General features: G+C 70.9%; 15 protein-coding genes and 1 pseudogene. All 16 read right to left on the reverse strand.

The window, feature by feature from the left end:
* Positions 1-228: 228 nt before the first annotated feature.
* Positions 229-1437 carry a hypothetical protein gene (locus ACLQ24_RS00180; RefSeq protein ID WP_425888317.1) on the reverse strand — a complete coding sequence of 403 codons (1209 nt, stop codon included), beginning with the start codon at positions 1435-1437 and terminating at the stop codon, positions 229-231.
* A gap of 471 nt (positions 1438-1908) precedes the next feature.
* On the reverse strand, positions 1909-3579 hold the full coding sequence (locus ACLQ24_RS00185) for a VWA domain-containing protein (RefSeq protein ID WP_425888319.1): 1671 nt from the start codon (positions 3577-3579) through the stop codon (positions 1909-1911).
* A 26-nt stretch (positions 3580-3605) separates the two neighbouring features.
* Positions 3606-4739, reverse strand: coding sequence for an AAA family ATPase (locus tag ACLQ24_RS00190; RefSeq protein ID WP_425888320.1), 1134 nt, complete (start codon positions 4737-4739; stop codon positions 3606-3608).
* Between the two features lie 118 nt (positions 4740-4857).
* On the reverse strand, positions 4858-5532 hold the full coding sequence (locus tag ACLQ24_RS00195; protein WP_425888322.1) for a hypothetical protein: 675 nt from the start codon (positions 5530-5532) through the stop codon (positions 4858-4860).
* Positions 5533-5722: 190 nt separating this feature from the next.
* Positions 5723-6712, reverse strand: a complete 990-nt coding sequence (locus ACLQ24_RS00200) for a hypothetical protein (RefSeq protein WP_425888323.1) — start codon at positions 6710-6712, stop codon at positions 5723-5725.
* A gap of 82 nt (positions 6713-6794) precedes the next feature.
* Positions 6795-7046, reverse strand: a pseudogene (locus ACLQ24_RS00205) (M23 family metallopeptidase); the annotation flags it as partial.
* Between the two features lie 58 nt (positions 7047-7104).
* Entirely contained in the window at positions 7105-8205 is a 1101-nt protein-coding gene (locus tag ACLQ24_RS00210; RefSeq protein ID WP_425888324.1) for a M23 family metallopeptidase, read from the reverse strand.
* Between the two features lie 82 nt (positions 8206-8287).
* On the reverse strand, positions 8288-10693 hold the full coding sequence (locus tag ACLQ24_RS00215) for a tyrosine-type recombinase/integrase (protein ID WP_425888326.1): 2406 nt from the start codon (positions 10691-10693) through the stop codon (positions 8288-8290).
* Positions 10686-11873 (reverse strand): tyrosine-type recombinase/integrase, encoded by a 1188-nt coding sequence (locus tag ACLQ24_RS00220; protein WP_425888327.1) that lies wholly within the window; start codon positions 11871-11873, stop codon positions 10686-10688. The genes ACLQ24_RS00215 and ACLQ24_RS00220 overlap by 8 nt, the downstream gene beginning before the upstream one ends.
* Before the next feature lie 81 nt (positions 11874-11954).
* Complete coding sequence (locus tag ACLQ24_RS00225; protein ID WP_425888328.1) at positions 11955-12800, reverse strand: M23 family metallopeptidase; 846 nt, start codon at positions 12798-12800, stop codon at positions 11955-11957.
* Positions 12801-12961: 161 nt separating this feature from the next.
* Positions 12962-13588, reverse strand: a complete 627-nt coding sequence (locus ACLQ24_RS00230; protein WP_425888330.1) for a hypothetical protein — start codon at positions 13586-13588, stop codon at positions 12962-12964.
* A 58-nt stretch (positions 13589-13646) separates the two neighbouring features.
* Complete coding sequence (locus ACLQ24_RS00235) at positions 13647-14270, reverse strand: GGDEF domain-containing protein (protein ID WP_425888332.1); 624 nt, start codon at positions 14268-14270, stop codon at positions 13647-13649.
* 95 nt (positions 14271-14365) lie between these two features.
* Positions 14366-15340, reverse strand: a complete 975-nt coding sequence (locus ACLQ24_RS00240) for a hypothetical protein (protein WP_425888333.1) — start codon at positions 15338-15340, stop codon at positions 14366-14368.
* Between the two features lie 287 nt (positions 15341-15627).
* On the reverse strand, positions 15628-16614 hold the full coding sequence (locus ACLQ24_RS00245; protein ID WP_425888334.1) for a hypothetical protein: 987 nt from the start codon (positions 16612-16614) through the stop codon (positions 15628-15630).
* A 261-nt stretch (positions 16615-16875) separates the two neighbouring features.
* A complete protein-coding gene (locus ACLQ24_RS00250) occupies positions 16876-17571 on the reverse strand; it encodes a hypothetical protein (RefSeq protein WP_425888335.1) in 696 nt (231 codons plus the stop codon).
* Positions 17572-18079: 508 nt separating this feature from the next.
* Positions 18080-18958, reverse strand: coding sequence for a replication-relaxation family protein (locus ACLQ24_RS00255; protein ID WP_425888337.1), 879 nt, complete (start codon positions 18956-18958; stop codon positions 18080-18082).
* Positions 18959-18981 lie beyond the last annotated feature (23 nt).

The raw sequence follows: 18981 nt of genomic DNA on the forward strand, positions 1-18981 counted from the left end.
GCTGATATCCTCTCCGGTTGGTGTTCGGCGGTGTGGGCCGCCACCGTCTGCGGCCAGCGGCATGGCTGACGCGGTCGGGTACGCCGCAGGCGGTGGCGGGCCGGGGTGCAGTCACGCTCGACTTCGCGCGTTGATCAAGTCGCCGCTTGGTGGGCGGGTGCCCGTGTGCGTTGTTGAAGGACAGCAAGCGGCCAGCCAGGGCGGCTGACCGCTTGCGTAATGGGGTCGTTAGTCGTGGTCGCGGTCGAGGAGCCGGTCGACGCGCCGGCCGAGTACGACGGTGTGCAGGGCGAGTTCGGTGTTGTCGGGGTCGAACGTGGCCAGCTGGGCGTGGACGGCGGCTTCGGCGAGGACCTGGCTGGCCGGACCGCGCAGGCACACCAGGTAGGCCATCGTCCGTACGACCCGGTATCGGCCGGGCTCCAACTCCTGGACCTGGTGGTCGTGGTGGAGCTGGTCGGTGACGGTGATGGGCAGCAGCCGCTGCGGGGCTGTCGCCGATATGTCGGCCACCTGGCGGTAGCTCGCGGCCAGCACGTCGTCGGCGTTGGCGGTGTCGACAGTGACGGGCAGCTGGGTGGTGATCTCGTACTGCCAGGATCGGGGCAGCGGCTCCAGCCCCATGGCCTGCAGGATCTGGTCCGCGAAGTGGTAGCCGTCGTCGCCGGCCCGGTAGCCGATGCTGTCGCCGATGCCGTCGATCACGGGTGACCGCAGAGCGCGCCGCAGCCAGGTCAGGTCTGCGATGATCCGGTCCAGGTTGTATAAGCTGCCGGTGGCTTCGCCGCCATGAGCGACGAGGTGGCGTAGGTCGCTGTCGCCGGGACCGTCCAGCTCAGGGTCCAGCGGTGGGATGTCGAGGTCCCAGACGCCGCGTTCCTCGGGTAGCAGGTACTGCCCGCCGCCGCAGGGTGCCAGATTGCTGCGCGAGCCGAGACGGGCGGTGACCAGGTCGCGGGCTTGGGCGAGGGCCTGGTCTTCGCGTACGGCGGTCACCGACAGGTCGAGCGTGACGGTGACGCCGACCTGGTAGCGGGCCTCGTCCTGCTCGCTTCGCTCGTCCGGCTCGTTATTGGTGATTGACCGGATGGTGACGGGGCCGACGGCCGCGACGTCGCCGAAGCAGCCTTCTACGGCGGCGGTGAGAGGCGGCCGGGCTTGCGCGAGGGCTTGTTCGGCGTCGACGGCGATGATGGCCCACCGCAGGGGCAGCCGCACGTGGATGGGCCAGAGCATCGGCAGCCCAGGCAGGCCGGCGTCGGTGAGGGTTTGGTGGGCAACGGTGTGCAGCCACCAGCCGGCGCGCACGGCGGCGATGGCGGTGGTGCGGGCGCGGTGGCGCAGCAGGGCGAGTTCGAGGCGGGCGGTCTGCACCCGGGCATCGATTTCCGCCTCGCCGGGAGGTGCCGCGAACGGGTTGTGGTCGTGAGTGGTCATGCTGAGGGCCTTTCGAGGAAGGGGTAAGAAGCGGGTGGCCGTCGGCGCCGCGGGCTGGTCCGGAGCGGTCACAGGGCCAGCGCGGAGACGGCGGGTTGGGCTGCGCCCGGGACGGCGGCGGCGCGGCGCGGCGCGGCGTAGGAGGGTGTCGGCGAATGCGGCCAGGTAGGTGCGGCTGGGGGCGTCGTGCCAGCGGCTGGGCGGGTCGGTGCACAGGTTGGTCCAGGTCAGCGTTGGGGTGAGGGCCTGGGCGGTGGCGTTGCTGTAGTGGGGGTCGGTGTCGCGGTACAGATGGATGCGGATGGTGTGCGGGCCGACCCGGTGGATGCGGGTGAGCTGGTATCCGTCACGGGTCGGCGCGGCGACCTCGTCGATGAGATCGCTGTTCGTGGGTGTCTCCGGACATGAGGGCAGCGCCGCCCCAGCAGGTCCCTGACCTGACCTGGGGCGGCGCTGCGAGTGTGGTGGGTTTTAGCGGGCGCGGAGCGCTTCGACTGCGGCGGAGGTGATGAGGTCGCCGATGGTGGCGGCATCGTCGGCGATGACGGTCTGCCCGCCGCGCAACGGGACACACTGTTCGGGGGCGATCCACAGCAGGCCGCAGCCGGTCCGTAAAAGCCGGTCGATGCGGCCCTGGCCGGGCAGCAGGTCTGGCCAGTCCAGGTAGCCGTCGCTGATCACGACGAGTAGGCGGGCGCTGTGCCCGGTCTGGGACAGGCCGAGGGCGTGGTCGAGGGCGTCGACGGCGGTCACGAATCCGCTGGTCGCGCCTTCCTGGGGCAGGATCGGGACGGCGGGGGTGGGCTGGCCGGGTCGGCTGATCGCGCGGACACGGGTGCCGAACGTGATCGCGGCGCTCGCCGAGCCGGGCAGGCGGCTGGTGGCGTGGGCGACGATCCAGGTCGTGGACGCGGCGGGGTCGAGGAAGTGGGTCATGCTGCCGGACACGTCGATGGTGATCCCGACCCGCAGCGGCGGGCGGGGGTTGGCCTTGCGGCGCTTGTGCCGCCACGGCTCGGCGGTCGGGTTCTGCCCCATCGCGCGCTGGACGTCGCTGCTCATCGCCGCGCGGACGCTCAGCCGTCCCGGCGGGACCGCGGAGGTGTAGGGGGTGACGGTCGGCTCGCGCAGCGACGCTGCCCGCAGCGCGCGGGTCAGCCTGCCCGACGCGGCGCGTTCGGCGTCGCTGGCGGGCCGGGTCGGGAGCTTGGCCACCCGCTGGAACACCGCGTCGGCGGCGGCTTTGGCGGCGCGGCGGATGGCATCCTCGGTGGCCTTTTCGCCTGTGCGCTGGCGGCGGGCCAGTTCGTTGAGGGCGTCGATCGCATCCATGGCGAGCTGCCCCAGGACGGCCACGAGCATGCCCTCGATCGCGTGGCGGATTTCGTCACCGCTGAGCCCTGGCAGGGGCAGGTGCGGGTCACGCCCGAGGGCGCGGACCCACCGGCGGCCCCATTCGAGCATCGCCGGGTGGTCGTCGTCGCCGGTGCGCAGGGCCCGGCGCCAGATCGTCTCCAGCTTGCGCAGGAGTTTGCCGCCCAGCGCTTTGCGGACGGCCGCCCGGACCTCGGCGGCTTCCTCAGCGGTCAGGACACCGCCGTCGACGCGGCCCAGGACCAGCGCGGCGGTCATGGCGGCCTGCGTCCGGCTGACTTGAACGGTGGAGCCGGGCAGGATCAGTTCGGTGACCGCGGCGTGCAGCCAGTGCTGGTCGCGGGGCCGGCGCTGAAGCTGCCGGTGTTCGCAGCGTGCCTCTTCCAGGAGCATCGCTGCTTCCAGGACCTGCGGGTCGTGGGCCTGTTCGTCGACCTTGTTGGGCCAGCGGGTGTGGGTGGCGTGCGCGGCCTCGTGGACCAGCAGCCCCCACCCTGTCGCGTACAGGGGTCGCAGCGTGAGGTCGGCGGGGTCGACGACCGCTGGGTCGATCTTGATGTGGGTGGCGTCTACTTCGATGGTCGCGTCGGGGACGGTGAACATCGCGGGTGCTCCGTGGCCCGCGCCGGGGGTGACGATGACCGACAGGTCGTGGCGGGGGGTGAGGCGTTTGACCAGGTCGGTCCAGGCTGCCGACCACGGTCGCCAGGCCGGGGCGATCGGCGGGTGTGTCAGGGCCTGCGTGGGCGCGGTGACATGGGAAGACATAGCTGTACTCCTTGAGGGGGTGGGGTTCAGAGTTGCTTGCCGACGGCGAGAGGAGCCGGTGGCGGCGTCCTCATCGCGGTCTTGAGTTCGGCGATGACGGTGTCGCGGTCCTCGGGCGGGGCGATCCCGATGAGGTTGGCGATCGCGTTGTCCAGGCCGATCTCGGCGGCCAGACGTTTGGCGCCGAGGAGTTCGCGCATCTGCGGTGACCAGCCGATCTCCCCGGTCTTGACCTTGGCCGTCAGGGAGCGGGCCGCGGAGACCAGGCGCCGGTCGACGCCGAGGCGTTGGGCGAGGTCGTAGTCGGTGGTCACCTCGATGTGCGCGGTGAACCGGGAGGCGAGGGCTTCGGTCAGCACCGCGCCGTGGACGCCGGGGTTGTGGCCGGCGACGGTGTAGAAGCCCGGCGCGGAGCGCACGATGCGGCCGGCGTGGGCTTTGAGGACGAGCTGGCCGCGTCCGTCCATGACCGGGTACATCGCGGCGAGGACTTTCGGGTTGATCAAGGTGGCGTCGTCGACGAGCAGGACAGCGCCGGTGGTCATCGCCACGGTCAGCGGTCCGTCGACCCACCGGTAGCCGCCGGTCCCGTCGGGCACGTAGTCGCCGACCAGGTCGCCGACGGTGGTGTCCTCGTCTCCGGCGAGGGTGACCAGGTCGGGGAACGCGGCTTCGAGCAGCGACGTCTTGCCGGTGCCGGGCGGGCCGTAGAGCAGGACCGGCAGCCCGGCGGCGCGTAGCTTGCGCAGGACATCGACGTCGGAGCCGCCGGCGAGGGCACGCGGGTAGTAGAGGTCGCCGCTGGGCCGCTGGATCGGCCCGGGCCTGGTCGGCGCGGCCTGCGAGATCGGGTTGGTCGGCGCTGGGGCCGGGAGGGTGCCGGTCGCGGCGGAGAACCGGTACCCGCCGCCGGTGTACTCGGCCTGGCCAAGCTCGACGAGCTTCTTGACCGCCAGCGGGACGGCGCCGCTGCTCCGGCCGATCGCGGCACGGATCTCCCGAAGGCTGAACACTTTGGCGGGGTCGCCGGCCAGGACGCCGAGGATCTGCTCGCGCAGCTGCTTCGGGCCGAGCTTGACGGTGCCGGACCGGTTGAAGATGGTCCCGCCGGGACTGGTCATGGCGTGCATGCCGGTGCGGGACAGGGGTGAGTGCTGCATTGCGTTGCTCCTCCGGAAATGGAAAGAGGGGCCGCACCGGCGTGCTGCCGGTCCGGCCCCTCAGGGGTGGTTGGATGAAGTTGTCGCTGGTGGTGCGGGTCGGGCTCGCGGTGTTGGATCAGTTGGTGGCCTGCCAGATCTGCAGGCACGCCCGGCACCGCTGGTGGTGCTCAACCGATCCGTCAGCGCGGGTGAGGGTGTGGCTGCTGCGGGCGCCGGGCTCGCCGCAGAACGCGCAGCCTTGCCGGACGCCGCTGAACAGCGGGCCGGGGCGGCGGCGGACGAACACGCATCCGGGGCGGTGGCGGTGCACGTCGAGGACCACCGCCGCCGGCGCGATCGCCGGCCGTTCCCAGGCTGCGCTGCCCGCGGGCCAGACGCAGGTCGGGGCGTGCCCGCCGTCGACGGGCTGCGCACACACCGCGCACACGGGCGGGCAGGTGCAGGTCCCGCACTCGCAGTCGCCGTCGCGGTCCCAGCCGGTCTCGACCAGCGACCACTGCCCCAGCGGCGCGGGCACCGGGTAGCGCCCGTCCGGGCCGGCGGCGATCAGCTCCTCGTTCAGGAGGTGACCGTCGCGCAGTTCGGCCACCGCGACCCGGTTGCCGGTGACGGTGACGACGCGGCCGGTGCCGGCGGCGAGCGCGGCGGTGGCGTCGGCGAGGCGGCGGGCCACCTTGAGACGAAACCGTGGGACCAGCAGGGTCCGCGCTGCGGCCGGGGTGGTGACGCGGGCCGGGTAGGGGCCGAGGAATACATCGATGGCGACGAGGGCGGCAGTGTCAGAGGTCATGGTGAGAGGTCCTTCGAGGGGAAACGAAACAAGCCCCGGCCGGCGGGATGCCGGACCGGGGCTTGCAAGGAGTGAGTGATGAGGCGCTTGATGCACGGGGATGTGGCGCAGAGGGCAGCAGCCCGTGTCGGTGCCAGGGTGGTCCGCCTTGGCGTGGTCGTGTTCGGCGGCTGGTGCTGGTGCGGCGGGTTTACCGGCACTGCTCCGGCGTCAGCAGGTGGGCGCCGGATTCGAGGGGGTGGAAGACTCCGTCGACGTACGACCACTGCTCGCCGCAGGCGAAGCACTGCCAGGCTTGTCCTGTTCCCGGCGCGCCGTAGTGCGCGACATAGCGCAGCGTCCGTGCACTCAGGCAGTCGTGCGCCTGGCCGGGGTCCTGGTCGACTGTTGTCAGCCAGGTCCACTGGTAGGCGCCGATCGCGTACAGCCCTTCGGCGTCGCGGTGGCAGCGGTCGATCTCCAGTACGCGTTCGTCGGTCAGGCTGTGCTGCTGCCAGGAGATGACGGCGACGTCCCCGTCGAAGCGCATCGTCGGGAACTCGCCGGGCATCAGCTCGCCGTCCTCGTTGAGGCGGGCCAGGTCGGCGGCGATCTCGGCGGCGGTTTCGCGGGTGAACCGGGGCAGGACGCCGCCGGCGCCGAGGTAGCCGTCGGCGACCAGCGCCGGATACCGGTGGCCGTGGACGGCGCGGGAGGTGACCGTCGCTGGTATCCAGGTCGCGGTGTCGGGGACAATCTCGTCGCGGTGGTCGGCGGTGCCGCACGGGAACGGCCAGCGGCCGGTGGTGTCGACCCAGAACCAGTGGTGCTTTCGCTGGACGCCCTCGCGGATGGTGTCGATCACCCTCGGAATGCTGCGGTCGCGGCGAATGACGGTGAGCAGCAGATAGTCCCCGCGGGGTGCGGCATGGTCGTAGGAGCCGCTGGTCGCCGTGGCGGGGTGCCGCCAGGTCAGGGCGTACGCCCGATGCGGCTGGCCGTCCTCGCCGTACCAGGCGGGCCAGCCGGTGGAGGCCAGGGTGTCGTCGCCGTCGGCGTCGAGCTCGAAGATCAGCCCGGGCATCGCGTTGAGGCGACCGGCGCGCTCGAGCAGGCGTGCGGGGGCGTTGACGGTCGGGGTGTGAATAGCGTGCTCAGCCAGCGGTGAGACGTCAGCGAGACGCCACCAGATTTTGGGCATGAAGGTGGTACTCCGATCGACGGAAGAGGGGAATGCGCTCTGCCGGAAAGGCAGTCGCGCGTTAGGTTTGACCGACTTCGGGTCAGGAAGTGCCGAGTGGCGCCCCGTGGGCAGCCATCCAGGTCACCGGGTCGACGGCACCGGCGTTGCTGCTGTCGCCGTGCAGGTGGACCTCGTAGTGCAGGTGGGGCCCGCTGGAGTGGCCGCTGGTCCCGGACAGGCCGATGACCTGACCGGCGATGACCTGCTGGCCGATCTGCACGTGCGGGCGCTCGATCTGGTGGCAGTAGCGGGTGATCACGGCGTCGGCGTGCTCGATGTCGACGTACCAGCCTTCTCTGCACTTGATCTTGATTGCTGCTGCACTTCCTGCTGGATGCGCTGGGCGATCGCTAGCCCTGTTCACTGGGATCGACGCCGGCCTGACGTAGGAACGTGATTGGGTCTTGAGCGTTTTGGCTGGTGGCGGGGTTGCCGGTGTGGATTTCCCAGTGGAGGTGGGGGCCGCTGGAGTGGCCGGAGGTGCCGACGACGCCGATGACCTGCCCGGCGGCGACGGTTTCGCCGACCTCGACGGAGGGCTGGACGAGTTGGTGGCAGTAGCGGTGCACGAGTGTGCCGGTGAGGACTTCGGTGTACCAGCCGCAGCCTGCGATGTTCGGTGAGCCGTCCTGGTCGCAGGGGTAGGGCTTGCCGTTGAGGCTGGCGTTGCAGCGGACCTTGATGACCATGCCGGCTGCGGCGGCCCGGATCGGGGTTTCTTTTGGAGCGGCGATGTCGATGCCGTCGTGGCCGGGCCGCTCGGTGGTGCGGAAGCCGGAGACGATCGGGTGGCCGGGCAGCGGGTGGGTCCATCCGGCGGCCGAGACCACGCTGGTGTCGCAGGCGGCGAAGCCGCCGCCGAGGGCGGTGACGATCGCGGTGGCTTTGGGTTCGTGTGTGGCGTAGGCGTCGGGGTAGGCCGATCGCTGAATACGTTGGGCGACAACGGTTAGCGGCAAGGACTGCCACTGCGTGATGGTGATCATCTTCTGGTAGAACTTGGTCGCCGCGATGGTGGGGGTCATGAGTTCTGCCACGGTGCCCCAGGCGCCGTCGCCGTCGGGTGGTAGAGGGCGTTGCTGAAACAGGCCGAGGGAGTCGTGGTCGTGTCCGACGCCTTCGTGTGGTAGCTGGAGTGAGGCGGGCACGTTGCTGTTGGCGAGGATGCGCAGGTCACTTTCCTGCAACGCGGTCGCGATGGCGATGACCGAGGCCCGGCCGGGCAGGTTGAGCTGAGTGGCGGTCTGGTGGATGGTGGCGGCGTTGGCGGCTTGCCGCGCGTCCAGGCCGGGCAGGTCGGCCAGGTCCGTGCTCGGTGTCGTGGCTGCTGATGTCGCGGTGGTCGGTGGAATGCAGGCGTTGGCGACAGCGCCGAACAGCAGCACGGGGGCGCAGATGAACAGCAGGAGACAGCCGAGGCCGGCGGCGATGCCGATGCGCAGGGGCGTCATCGCCGGCTCCGGGTGTGGTGATGTCGGCTGGGGTTGAGGTGCGCGGTGGTGGTCATCGTGGCCTCCTCGATGCGCGGGTCAGTCAGGGTTCGTGGGGTGGGCTGATCGGGATCGTGGGTCCGGCGGTGAGCCGAATGGTTTGGGTGCGTTTACGGCGTAGGTGGTCAAGGGTGATGTCGATGCCTTCGATCTCGCCGAGCCACTGTTCGGTCTCGGCGCGGGCACGGCGGTCGTGCAGGTCGGCTTCGATGACGTCGAGGCGGGGTAGGGCGTCGGGGGGAACGTGCAGCATGGGGCAGCGCAGGCAGGCGTGTTCGTGGGCGCAGCCGGTGCCGTAGGGGCGGCCGCAGTTGCCGAGTTCGACCTTGCGTTTGTCGAAGTGGGTCTCGAACTCGCGCCACTCGTCGTCGGTGGCGGGCCGGTATTCCTCGACCGGTCGCAGGGCGCGTCGGTTGGCCAGGAAGGTCTGGTAGTGGCGGACGAGGTCCTCGTCGAAGACGGCGACGTAGCCGCGGGTGGTGTTCAGGTCGAGGTGGCCGAGCAGGGCCGCGCCGATGTGGATGGGCAGCCCGTTGTTGACCAGGTCGGTGGCGAACAGGCGGCGGAAGTCGTGCGGGGTGAACCTGGATTGGCCGAACTCGGGGTGGGTGGCGGACAGGTCGCGGCACCGGCGGGCGAGCATGGCGACGGCCTGATGCTGGCCGAGCACCTGCCGGGCGTGGCCGTGTCGGCGGGAGAACAGGAACGGCATCGGGTCGGTGTGGAGGCGTTCGTTGTTGTCGTAGCGGGGCAGGATCGGCACCGATGCGGTGGCGTCCTGGTGGCGGCGGATGATCGCGGCGATGACGGCGAACAGTTCACCGGACATGGGGATGATCCGTTCGCGTTCGGTCTTCGACGGAGCGACTACCAGCAGGCCGATCGTCTCCCCGTTCGGCCGCAGGTAGCGGCGGATGGACAGCTGTGTCAGCTCCAGGGCTTCCTCGATGCGGCAGCCGGTGTGTCGTAGCACCTCGACCAGAGCCCAGTCCCAGAAGCAGGCGTCTTCGACCAGGCGGACGTTGATGATCTTTCCGGTGGCAAGGTCGCGGGCCCGGATCGGGTCGTTGGCCTTCCACTGCTGGTCGTAGTCGGTCCAGACTCGCTCGTAGTCGCGGCCCTCGACGGTGAACCGCTGTCCGGCCTGCGCTGCGGTGGCGGCGGCGAGTAGCTGCCGGTGATGGGTCAGGCGGCCCTCGACGTGCGCGACCAGGATCGGCAGCAGGGGTTGACGGGAACGGGTGCGTTCCTGGGAGCGTTCGACGCGCTTGCGGTCGCGGCGGGCGCTGCCGGCCAGTTCCCGGCCGGAGATCGGGCAGGGCGCGACCCAGCGCGCCCACCGATCGGGTTCGCTGGCCGACCAGGTGTGCAGGTCCAGGTAGAAGCTGCGCACCGCCAGCAGGATCGGGTCGACCGACAGCCGCTCCCGTCCGTCCTCACGCAGCCGGATCGCCTCCCGCCACTGCTCATAGACGTGATCGGGGATCTTCAGTTCGGCGATCCCGGGCAGCAGGTGCTCGATCTTCAACCAGAACAGGCCGGCTAGCATCCGGGCCAGGTTGCGCATGGTGCTGTAATCCATGCCGAGTTCGCGGCGGGTCAGGTAGTCGATCAGCAGTTGGCGGACATCGCGGTTGGCGATCGGGTACTGGTCGACCAGCTCGGTGACGGTGAGCTGGCCGCGTTGCCCGGCGGCGTTGATCGTCGGCGGGGTTCCGGGCGGGAAGTGGCCGGTCTCGGCCAGCACCGCCCACGCCAGCCGCGCGGAGAAACTGCTGCGGTTGCCGCTGCGATACAACCCCGCGCCGCTGTCCCGGCACTGCCACGAGTAGGCCAGCAGCCCCGCCGGGGTCAGGTCGGCCAGCGGGATGCCGAACACCGCCAGCGCCCGCGCGATGTCGAACAGCGCGGTCGACTTCGCCAGCGCGTTGGCGCTGGTGTCGGCGACCGCGGTGAAGTAGGCGCCCAGCGCGGGATCATTTTGGGCGTGGCGGAACATCTGCGCGAACCCGCCCGCGTGGGTGCGGTTGACCGCCGCCAGCCGAGGCCGGATGACACGCAGACTGATCAGCATCCTGAACGCGTTGATCAGCCGGGCGTGTGGCAGCGGCTCCAGCCCGCGGCGGGGTAGGCCACCGTCGGCGTATCCGCAACCGTCCCACCGCTGCTGCCACGTATCGCCGTCGAACCTTGCGAGCAACCGCAGCAGTCCCCGCAGGTCGTGGCGGCGGGCGGCGAGCGCGGGCGGCTGCCCGGGCCACACCCTCATCGCCAGGTCGACGATCTGCTGCTCGGACGCCCGGGAGAGGTCTCCGTAGGGCAGCGCCGCCGGCGACGGCGCCGGAGCCTCGGGTGTGATCCGGCCCCGCCGGTAGCGGCTGCCGTCGACGACCGACGGATCGACCGGCCGGGTCCGTCGCACCTTGCCGGTGCTGGCGAGCTCAGCCACCGAACACCACCGCCACGTCCTCGGACGCGTACCCGGCCGCCGGACGCATCTCCTCCGCCCGCGGACGGCGGAAGTGCTGCTGCAGCCTGCCGAACAGCTCGTCGATGTCGGTGCGCACGTAGCGCAGGGTGTCGGCGATGTTGCGGTGCCGCAGGATCGTCTGCACCTGCGGCAGCGTCAGCGCCGGGTCGTTGGCCATCCGCGTGGCTGCCGTATGCCTCATGTCGTGGAACGTCCAGTTGGTGCCCAGCCGCGTGTTGACCCGCTGCAGCATCCGCCGCAGCGCCCAGTACGACAGCGTGCGGGCCTCGCCGCGCAGGGTCCGCCAAACCGGCTGCCCCGGCTCCGGCAGCCCCGCCTCGTCCAGGTACAGCCCCAGCAGCGTCAGCGCCTGCGGCGAGGCCGGCACCGGCTCCAGCAGCCTCGACCCCTTCGACACCACCCAGAACCGCTGCCCCGCCCAGTCGATGCGGTCCACGCTCAGCCCGAGCAGCTCACTGGCCCGCGCCGCCGACGACACGTACAGCGCCAGCAGCGCCCGGTCCCGCAGGCACGACAGCGCCGCGAACAGCTCATCCCACAGCGGATCCGGGATCGCCCGCGGTGGACCCTCCGGCTGCTTCTGCCGCAGTGGCGCCCGCCGCACCAGCGGCATCGGCTCCATCGGGCTGCGATGCGCCAGCAACGCCCGCCGCCGCGATGACACCGGCACCGGGTTGACCACAGGCCCGCGGCCGTGCTGGGCGTGGAACGTGTAGAACGCCGACACCACGGACAACGCGTGGTTGATCGTCGCCGGCGCGTACCCAGCCTGCAGCACGGGCTTGCCGGTCTTCGGGTTCACCGCTGGACGGTCCCCGGCCACGCGGCGCTGCGGGTTCGGCGCGCTGCGCAGCCAGCCAACCATGACCGCCACCTCGTCGGTGGTCGCCTGCCGCCAGTCGACCTGCAACGCGGCCAGGATCCGCCACCACCGCAGCAGATCCATCGCATACGAGCGGACGGTCAGCGGGCTGCAGTCCGACAGTGCCAGATCGCGCAGGAAGCCGCTGACCGGCTCGACCTCGACACCGGCGGCGTCTACCAACGTGAACGGCAGCGAGCCACGGCCGGTGGCCACCACCGCGCCCAGCTGCGGCAGCCCGCCGCGGCCCTCCAACAACTCCTCACGCACACCCATCTCAGGACCCGCTCCCATCACCCGAATCGCGAACATTGGTGAAAGGAACGAGCGAACGTCCATGATGGATACACGAGCAGTTCACCGGCGGGTTGGTGCAGTCAACATGCCGCATCCGCCGATGGAGGGGGACCCGTCGCGGTCGCAGGAATACGGGGCGCCGTCGGCGGTGCGGGCGTTGCAGGTGACCTGCCGAACGACGCCCGACGCCGCCGCGTGAATCGGGGTGCGTGTCGGGGCGGCGAGGTCGACACCGGCGTGCAGCCGCCCGTCACGGGGGCCGAACGGGGAGACGATCTCCTCGCGGACCGGCTGGGTCCAGCCCTGCGCCGAGACGACAGCGCCGCAGCTGGTCCCGATCGCGGCCGTGCCGGCAAGGGCGCCGACGAGGGCCTGGGCGTCTGGCTCCCACTTGGCGTACGCGTCCGGGTACGCCGAGACCTGCACCGCCTGCGCCGCGACGGTGACCGGCATGGCCTGCCAGTTCGGAACCTGCAGCAGCTTGTCGTAGAACTTCCCGGCCGCGTAGACGGGATCCATCACCTGCGCGGGTGTGCCCCACCCTTGGCTCGGGCGCTGCTGGAACAGGCCCAGGCTGTCGTGGTCGTTGTTGGCGCCGAGATGGCCGAGGTTGCGCAGCCCGCTTTCCTGCATCGCGGTGGCCAGGGCGATCACCCATCCCCGTGGCGGCACCTGCTTGCCCATGCCGACGCCGATGATCGTCGCGGCGTGGCCGGTCTGCTCGGTGTCCCACCGCCCCACCTGTCCTGGCGGCGCTGTCGCGGCCGGAGCGCTGCCGGACGGGGCTGGAGCGGATTCGCAGGCGAACGCGGAGCCGCCGGTGAACACGGCGACGAGGATGCCGGAGCATCCGGCGATGACGACCAGAACGCCGGCGGCGCAGTAGGCCAGCAGGCGGCCGGTCATCGCCGCGTCCTGGGCCGGAGGGCGTGAGAGCGGACGCAGGGTGTGGGGCTCATGCGGGGTGTCCTTCGCGCAGGGGAGACGAAGAAACGGCGAAGGCCGGAACCGCCCTGGTAGGGGCTGGTTCCGCCCTTCGCCGTTTCGGTGGCGGGGCTGCTGTGTGGCTAGGTGGTGATCGTGTCGGCGTCGTGCGGGGTGACGGGATGCCAGGGCAGCGCCCAGCCGACCACCCATCGGCCGCCGATTGCCTGGGTCTCATGCACGCCGCAGCCCAGCGACGGCGGCAGCTGCACGACCAGCAGGTCGCCCTCGAAGGTGATCTCTGTGTTCTGGCCGGGCAGGTCGTTGAGGCGTCGGGCGATCGCCTCGACCACGCCGCTGGTGGCGGTGAATTCGTAGGCGTCGTGCCAGCGGCCGATGACCCGCCCGGTGTACGCCTCGCGGTAGCGGACACGCCCGTCCTCGCTGCGGTAGGCAAGGGAGGGCAGGCTGAACAGCGCGTCCGCGCCGGTCGGTACCTGCTTCTCGGCGGGCGTCCAGGCGGTAGTGCCGGTCCGCTCGGGCGACAGGCGCTGCTCGACGGGTGGAAGGAGAGCGCCTTGTCGGGGCACGAGGTCCAGGCGCAGTCCGGTGCCGAAGCCGCGGTCGCCTTCGTCGTCGAACTCGACACCGGCATTGAGGACCTCGCCGTCGGGGAGGGCGGCGAGCATGGTCCGCAGGGCGTGGTCGGCGTCGCCGAAATGGTGCGGGGCCACGATCGTCGCGGTCAGGGTGTAGGTGCGATAGGCCATGTAATCGTCCTTTCAGGACCTTGAAGGTGTGGGCTTGCTGGAGGGACTGCCGTTTGGGCTATTGGTGGTAGATGCCGAGGCCGTTCCGCTTGGCATGCCGTTCGGCCTGGTCGGCGCGGTGCAGCAGGCTGCGGGCGGTGTCGCCGGGACGAGCCAGCGCCACGCCGACGTTCGCGGTGAGTTCCAGGACGACGCCGCGGCGGGGCACGGTCACCGTGCGGGCGACGGCCAGGCGGGCGAGTTCGGCGACCAGGTGCGCGACTTCGGGGCCGCCCCGGATCAGCAGCGCGAACTCGTCACCGCCGAGCCGGGCGACCAGGTCGACCGGCAACGTCGTGAGGCTGGCCGCGATGTCGGTCAGCTGCCTGTCGCCGGCGGCGTGGTCGAGGTTGTCATTGACGGCTTTGAACCCGTCGAGGTCGAGCACGGCGACCGACACCGGGCCTCCGGCCTGCAGGAGCAGGCGCAGGCGGGCGAAGCAGCCGCGCCGGTTCGACAGCCCGGTCAGCAGGTCGTGGCGGGCCTGGTGCTCGGCGACGTGTAGTTGCCGGTAGGCGTCATCGAGGAGCCGCCGGGCCGCTCGAAGCTGGCATCTCTGATACGCGAGCAGGACGGTGGCGATGGTCAGGCCGACGCTCATGCCAGCGAAGGCGCTGGCGACGTCGAAGAACGGGGTGGACACTGGTGGCTGACTCCCTGTTCCTTGTAAGAGGCGATGAAGGGGTCGAGCCAGGGCGGGCGCGTGTTTTCGAAGGCCCACGCCCGCCCTGGGCATCGTCAGGCGGCCTGGAACATCGCCGGGTCCTTCTCCTTCACCACCAGGCACTCGCCTGCGCCAGCGGCTTTGAACAGCGCGTTCGAGATGGCGCCGCTGCTGACCTGGGTCGTCGCCGGCGCTCCGGTGTCGATCTCCTTTGCCAAGATCAGCTTCGCGACGTCGCCGACGGTGTAGGCCGTGTCCGGGTTCGCGCGCAGGATCGCCATCGACTCGGTGTGGAAGTACCCCTTCGGCCGTCGCGGCGCTGCGCCCGCCGCCGCCGTGACGTCCGGTGTCGGCTGCGGCGCGGCATCCGCTTCGGGCTCCAGCGCCGTCGGCGTGTCCTCGGCGTACTGGCCACCAGAGGCGAGGTCCGCCGGGGGCGCCTGATCAGGCTCGTCCTGGCTGTGGCCTTCGGGCGTATCCGCTTCTTCAGGCTGCTCGCCTGCCTCGATCGCCGCATCGGTGAGCAGTTCGCCCTGGTCCTGCTCGCCGTCTTCCTGGGCGGGCGCTTCCAGCGCGCCGCCGTCCGGCACGACGCTGGCGGCGTCCTCGGCCTCCAGGTCGTCGTCCTTGGTGGCGATGTCGTCGGCGATGTCGTCGGTCGCGCGGGTGTGGGCGTCGTCGGAGGGTGCCTCGACCTCGGTGGCCGGCTCGCCGGTCGCGGCCTGCTGGCCGCCATCGATCGGCTGCTGCGCCTGGTCGATGTCCCCGTCGTCGATGTCGTCGAAGAGCGCTCCCGCAGGTGTCGGCAGGTGGGCGGGCTGCAGGTGGTCAGGCAGCGGCTGGTCGGTGGGCAGCAGCGCGTAGTGCGCGGAGTCGGAACCCCGGTCGATCTTGGTGATCTCGCCGTTGGTGCTCCACTCGCGCAGTTTGCGCACGGCGGTGGAGTAGCCGACGTCGGCCTTCTCGGCGATCGTGCGGGCGTCGGCCGGGCCGAGGTCGTCCATCGCGGCCAGGATCAGGGCGGTGGTGTCTTTGGTATTTCCGGACATGGTGAAACTGCCTCCTGTTGAGGGGTGGTGGGAAAGGTCGAGCGAGTCCATGGACGCTTCGCTCGGAGAATTGATCAAGTCGATGGGCCAGCCGAGTTCAGCGGAGTGCCGCATCAACAACCAGGTGCACCGATCAAGTCGGGCAAGCGGCTTTGCTTCGTGGCTGCGGCGGGGCAGGACGGCCGTGCGCCTTTACGCGCGAGCGGCGAGGGAGGCGTGCGGCGTTCGGGGCGCAGCGGGTGGGCCTCGACAGCTCTTCGTGCTGGCGGTCCTGGTGAGGATCCCCGTCACGTGGGACGGGTTGGCGGAGAAGGGCGAGTGGGCCGATGGCCGCGTGCCGTGGCCTGGGCCAGGGCGTGAAGGTGCAGGGAGGCGGCGATGTGCCGCACGGCGGCCGGCCAGCGCAGGACATCGTCGGTGCGTAGCGCCGCGGCGGTCCGCCGGATGAGGCCGGTGTAGGGTGCCGCGGTCACGATGGCGACGTCAGCGCGTGGAAACAGGCCGGCTGTGGCGAGCTCGGCGGCGGCGCTGTGATGGACGTAGACCTTGACCGCCAGCGGCCACACGTCATCGGCGTGTTCGGGCAGGATCTGCAGGATGTGCTGCCCTCGTGCGGCGCAGGCATGCGCGAGCTGGTCGGTGAGGGCCGGGTCGTCGGCGATGACGGCGGGCGGATGGGCGCTCAACCGGCCCGGCCGCTGCAGGACGGCGCCGACCAGCGCCCGCAGTTCGCCGGCGATGCTGACGCGCTCGGGCTCGGGCACCATGGCCGGGCTGTCGGCGAGGCTGACGATGTGACAGTTCATCGCCGTGTCGACGACTTGGACGGCGTGGTGCTGCGGCAGCCATACCCCGATCGCGTCGATGCCGGACTCGGCGGCGTTCGTCGTGTACGACAAAGCCGACAGGCAGGCTGGGACGCCATCGGTGACCCAGTCGACCTGAGCGGCGCGAACTCGGGCGCGGGCCGCGCCGTCGGTGATCCAGATGAGGGCTGGCTGCGGATGCCGGTCCGCCAGACGCAGGCTGGACAGCAGCGCGCGCATCTGCCCGGGATCGAGATTCTTGATATCAGGGGACATCAGTGGGGCGCTTCCTTGGTTCACTTTCGCCGCGCACGCGAGGCCGCCGGGCCGCCAGCGCAGAGGCCGGCGGTCGGGGCGCGTTGCTGCGAGCTGGTGGAAAAGGGAAAGAGCTGCCGGGGCAGGGCCCGGCTGGTGAGACGTCGCCCCGTTTACCGCAGGGGCGTACGCGATCTGTGGCTTGCGGCGCACCCCCGGTGCGGTAGCCCTCGCAGGCCAGGCCCGGGGCGCGGATGCGTTGGCAGGTCGTCGGGGGCTGGGCTGCAAGTTCGATGGCGCCGCGTTCTGCGTGCGGCCAAATCCTTCGGTGCGCGATCGCTTCCGGGGGCCGCAGCGAATGCTCATGGCGGCGCTGGCTGCGGCGGACGCTCATGGTGGCGCTGGCTGCGGCGGACGCGCCCGCGCGTGGGCGGAAAGCTTGCGGCTTCCCGCCCACGCTCTGTGCAGGTGTTGCTAGAGGGCGATGGCCAGGAGCCGGGTGTCCGGGTCGAGGTTGTCCAGGTACGCCCGTGCCTGCTCGAGGTAGCGGGCCCGGTCGGCGACGGTGTCGCTGGCCGGTTGGAGCTGCTGCCCGCGTTCGGTGAGCAGGGCGTCGCCGCAGATCTGGGACATCGCCTTGTAGTGCTGGTAGGCGATGTGCCCGGCCTGCAGTGCGCCGAGTTCGGCCAGGTCGATGCGGTCGTGCGGGGTGTAGCTGGCTGCGTTGTGCAGCAGGATCGCCTGCACGCGGGGCTGTGCCTCGAACGCTGCTTTGGCCCTGGTCATAGGGAAACGTTCGGGATCGGCGTGGTGCCGGGCGAGCATGTCCGCCCACGGGATGGCGGGTTTGGTGCCGGCGGCGAGCTGGGCGTAGCGCTGGAAGCGCAGCCCGGCGCCGATGCCGGCGGCGTGCGCGACCCCGGTGAGGTCGAGCAGCCTGACGGGTCCGCCGGCGCACGCGACAGGGGAGCCCTTGTGCGGGTCGATCAGGTGGCTCTTCTGCCACATGCGCAGTTTGGGTCCGGCCCAGAAGCGGCGGCTGGTGCTGCCGGTGACGCCGAAGTGCCGGTCCAACTGGCGGCTGGTCAGCGCAGTGCTCGGGATCTCCTGCGGAACGCAGATGATCATCGTCTGGGTGGTGGCTGTGCTGGTCGCGAGCGCGGTGGGCATGGGTGGGTCTCCTTCCGGGAGGTTGGTGTCGCGCAGGCGGCATCGCCGGATCCGCGGACGCGGATTCGGTGGGTGGCCGTCAAGGCGATGGAAAAAATGCAGCGGGCGCTGCGATCGAGGGGTGCCGTGAAGGCGGTGTTGCGGGGTCAGCTTGTCCGCGGGATGCGGGGTGAGCTGGGTGGTTGCCCTGGTGTGGGGCGGGGCGGCTGATGCGGCGGGCAGGGGGTTTCGTGCGTCGCGGCGGCGTGCTACCGACCGGCCAGAAAACTGGCGGGTGGGCGAACGAGCCGCGCAGGTGCGGCGGGCGAGGTTCCCTGTGGCGGGATCGGCCTTATATATGGGGTGCGTTGTAGCCGGAACCATAAAGCAGCGGTCTGTCACGACCACGGCAGTGAAGATCTTCATTTGTAGGCGGTGAGCTGCGATGTCAGGCGCAGTGCCGAGACGGCTTGCTGTCGGCCGGGTGTGGTGGCAGACCGTGACAGACGGCTGAGGCCGCAGTCGCCGGTCAGTAGTCCGGGTGGGTGGGGTTGAACGGTCCGGGCTCGCCGTGGCTGCTGGGCAGCTCGTGCAGGTGGAACCGGCGGCGGGTGATTCCCGGCATGGCCCAGACCTGCCCGGCGGGGTCGTCGGCGTGCACGGCGGTGAGGACCGGGATGGTGAGCTGGAGCAGTCCGAGTTCGCGCTGGAGGTTGTCTTCGCGGCGGCGGCCGGGCAGGTGCAGCAGCACCGGGTAAGTGGGGCCGCGGCTGGCGAGCTGCCGGTAGCCGTCGAGTTTCTTGAGCACGCGGGCGAGGTTCTCGGTGCCGCGGTCGTGCTCGAGGAAGAATCCGACCTCGCCGTGCCCGGTGTCCCAGATGCCGTGCCCGTCGGGGCGGATGTTGCCGGGGTAGACGGCGTATTCGGCGGTGGCGTGCTGCTCGGACCACCATCGGGTGAGCCGGTCCCGCGGCTGGGCCGCGGTGTGGACGTGCAGGCGGATGAAGAACTCGTTGACGCCGGTGAGGTGCCGCTGCTGGGCCGGGTCGGCGGCGATGCGGGCGCGGCGTTCTAGGTCGGTGCGCGGCGCCCGGGTCCGGCGGGCGCTGTCGGACAGGTGGTAGGCGTGGGGGCGCAGCAGCGCGCCCAGGCGGCCCAGGCCGTACTGCGTCAGCCCGCCGGGGCTGCCGTGCTGGGGCCGGTAGCGGTAGAGCGCGCCGATCGCGGTGAGCAGCTGAAGGCGCCGCTGGGCGGTGCGCAGCGAAGAGAACAGGGCTCGGGCGATCTGGTCGGCGGTGAGCAGGTAGTGCTCGGCGAGCCAGTCCAGGAGCAGGTGATCACGAAGGGTGAGGCGATTGGCGTCAGCGATGGGATCAGCGGAGGGGCCACGGGGGATGTTGATCGGCATGCGGATGTGGCTCCAGGGCAGGA

Source organism: Micromonospora sp. DT4, from assembly GCF_049841675.1.
Classification (GTDB): domain Bacteria; phylum Actinomycetota; class Actinomycetes; order Mycobacteriales; family Micromonosporaceae; genus Micromonospora.

Coding starts and splice junctions, on each gene's coding strand:
- ACLQ24_RS00220 (WP_425888327.1), bottom strand. CDS start 11,873: ATGGGTGTGCGTGAGGAGTTGTTGGAGGGCCGCGGCGGGCTGCCGCAG.
- ACLQ24_RS00210 (WP_425888324.1), bottom strand. CDS start 8,205: ATGACGCCCCTGCGCATCGGCATCGCCGCCGGCCTCGGCTGTCTCCTG.
- ACLQ24_RS00255 (WP_425888337.1), bottom strand. CDS start 18,958: ATGCCGATCAACATCCCCCGTGGCCCCTCCGCTGATCCCATCGCTGAC.
- ACLQ24_RS00240 (WP_425888333.1), bottom strand. CDS start 15,340: ATGTCCGGAAATACCAAAGACACCACCGCCCTGATCCTGGCCGCGATG.
- ACLQ24_RS00250 (WP_425888335.1), bottom strand. CDS start 17,571: ATGCCCACCGCGCTCGCGACCAGCACAGCCACCACCCAGACGATGATC.
- ACLQ24_RS00190 (WP_425888320.1), bottom strand. CDS start 4,739: ATGCAGCACTCACCCCTGTCCCGCACCGGCATGCACGCCATGACCAGT.
- ACLQ24_RS00185 (WP_425888319.1), bottom strand. CDS start 3,579: ATGTCTTCCCATGTCACCGCGCCCACGCAGGCCCTGACACACCCGCCG.
- ACLQ24_RS00200 (WP_425888323.1), bottom strand. CDS start 6,712: ATGCCCAAAATCTGGTGGCGTCTCGCTGACGTCTCACCGCTGGCTGAG.
- ACLQ24_RS00180 (WP_425888317.1), bottom strand. CDS start 1,437: ATGACCACTCACGACCACAACCCGTTCGCGGCACCTCCCGGCGAGGCG.
- ACLQ24_RS00230 (WP_425888330.1), bottom strand. CDS start 13,588: ATGGCCTATCGCACCTACACCCTGACCGCGACGATCGTGGCCCCGCAC.
- ACLQ24_RS00195 (WP_425888322.1), bottom strand. CDS start 5,532: ATGACCTCTGACACTGCCGCCCTCGTCGCCATCGATGTATTCCTCGGC.
- ACLQ24_RS00225 (WP_425888328.1), bottom strand. CDS start 12,800: ATGACCGGCCGCCTGCTGGCCTACTGCGCCGCCGGCGTTCTGGTCGTC.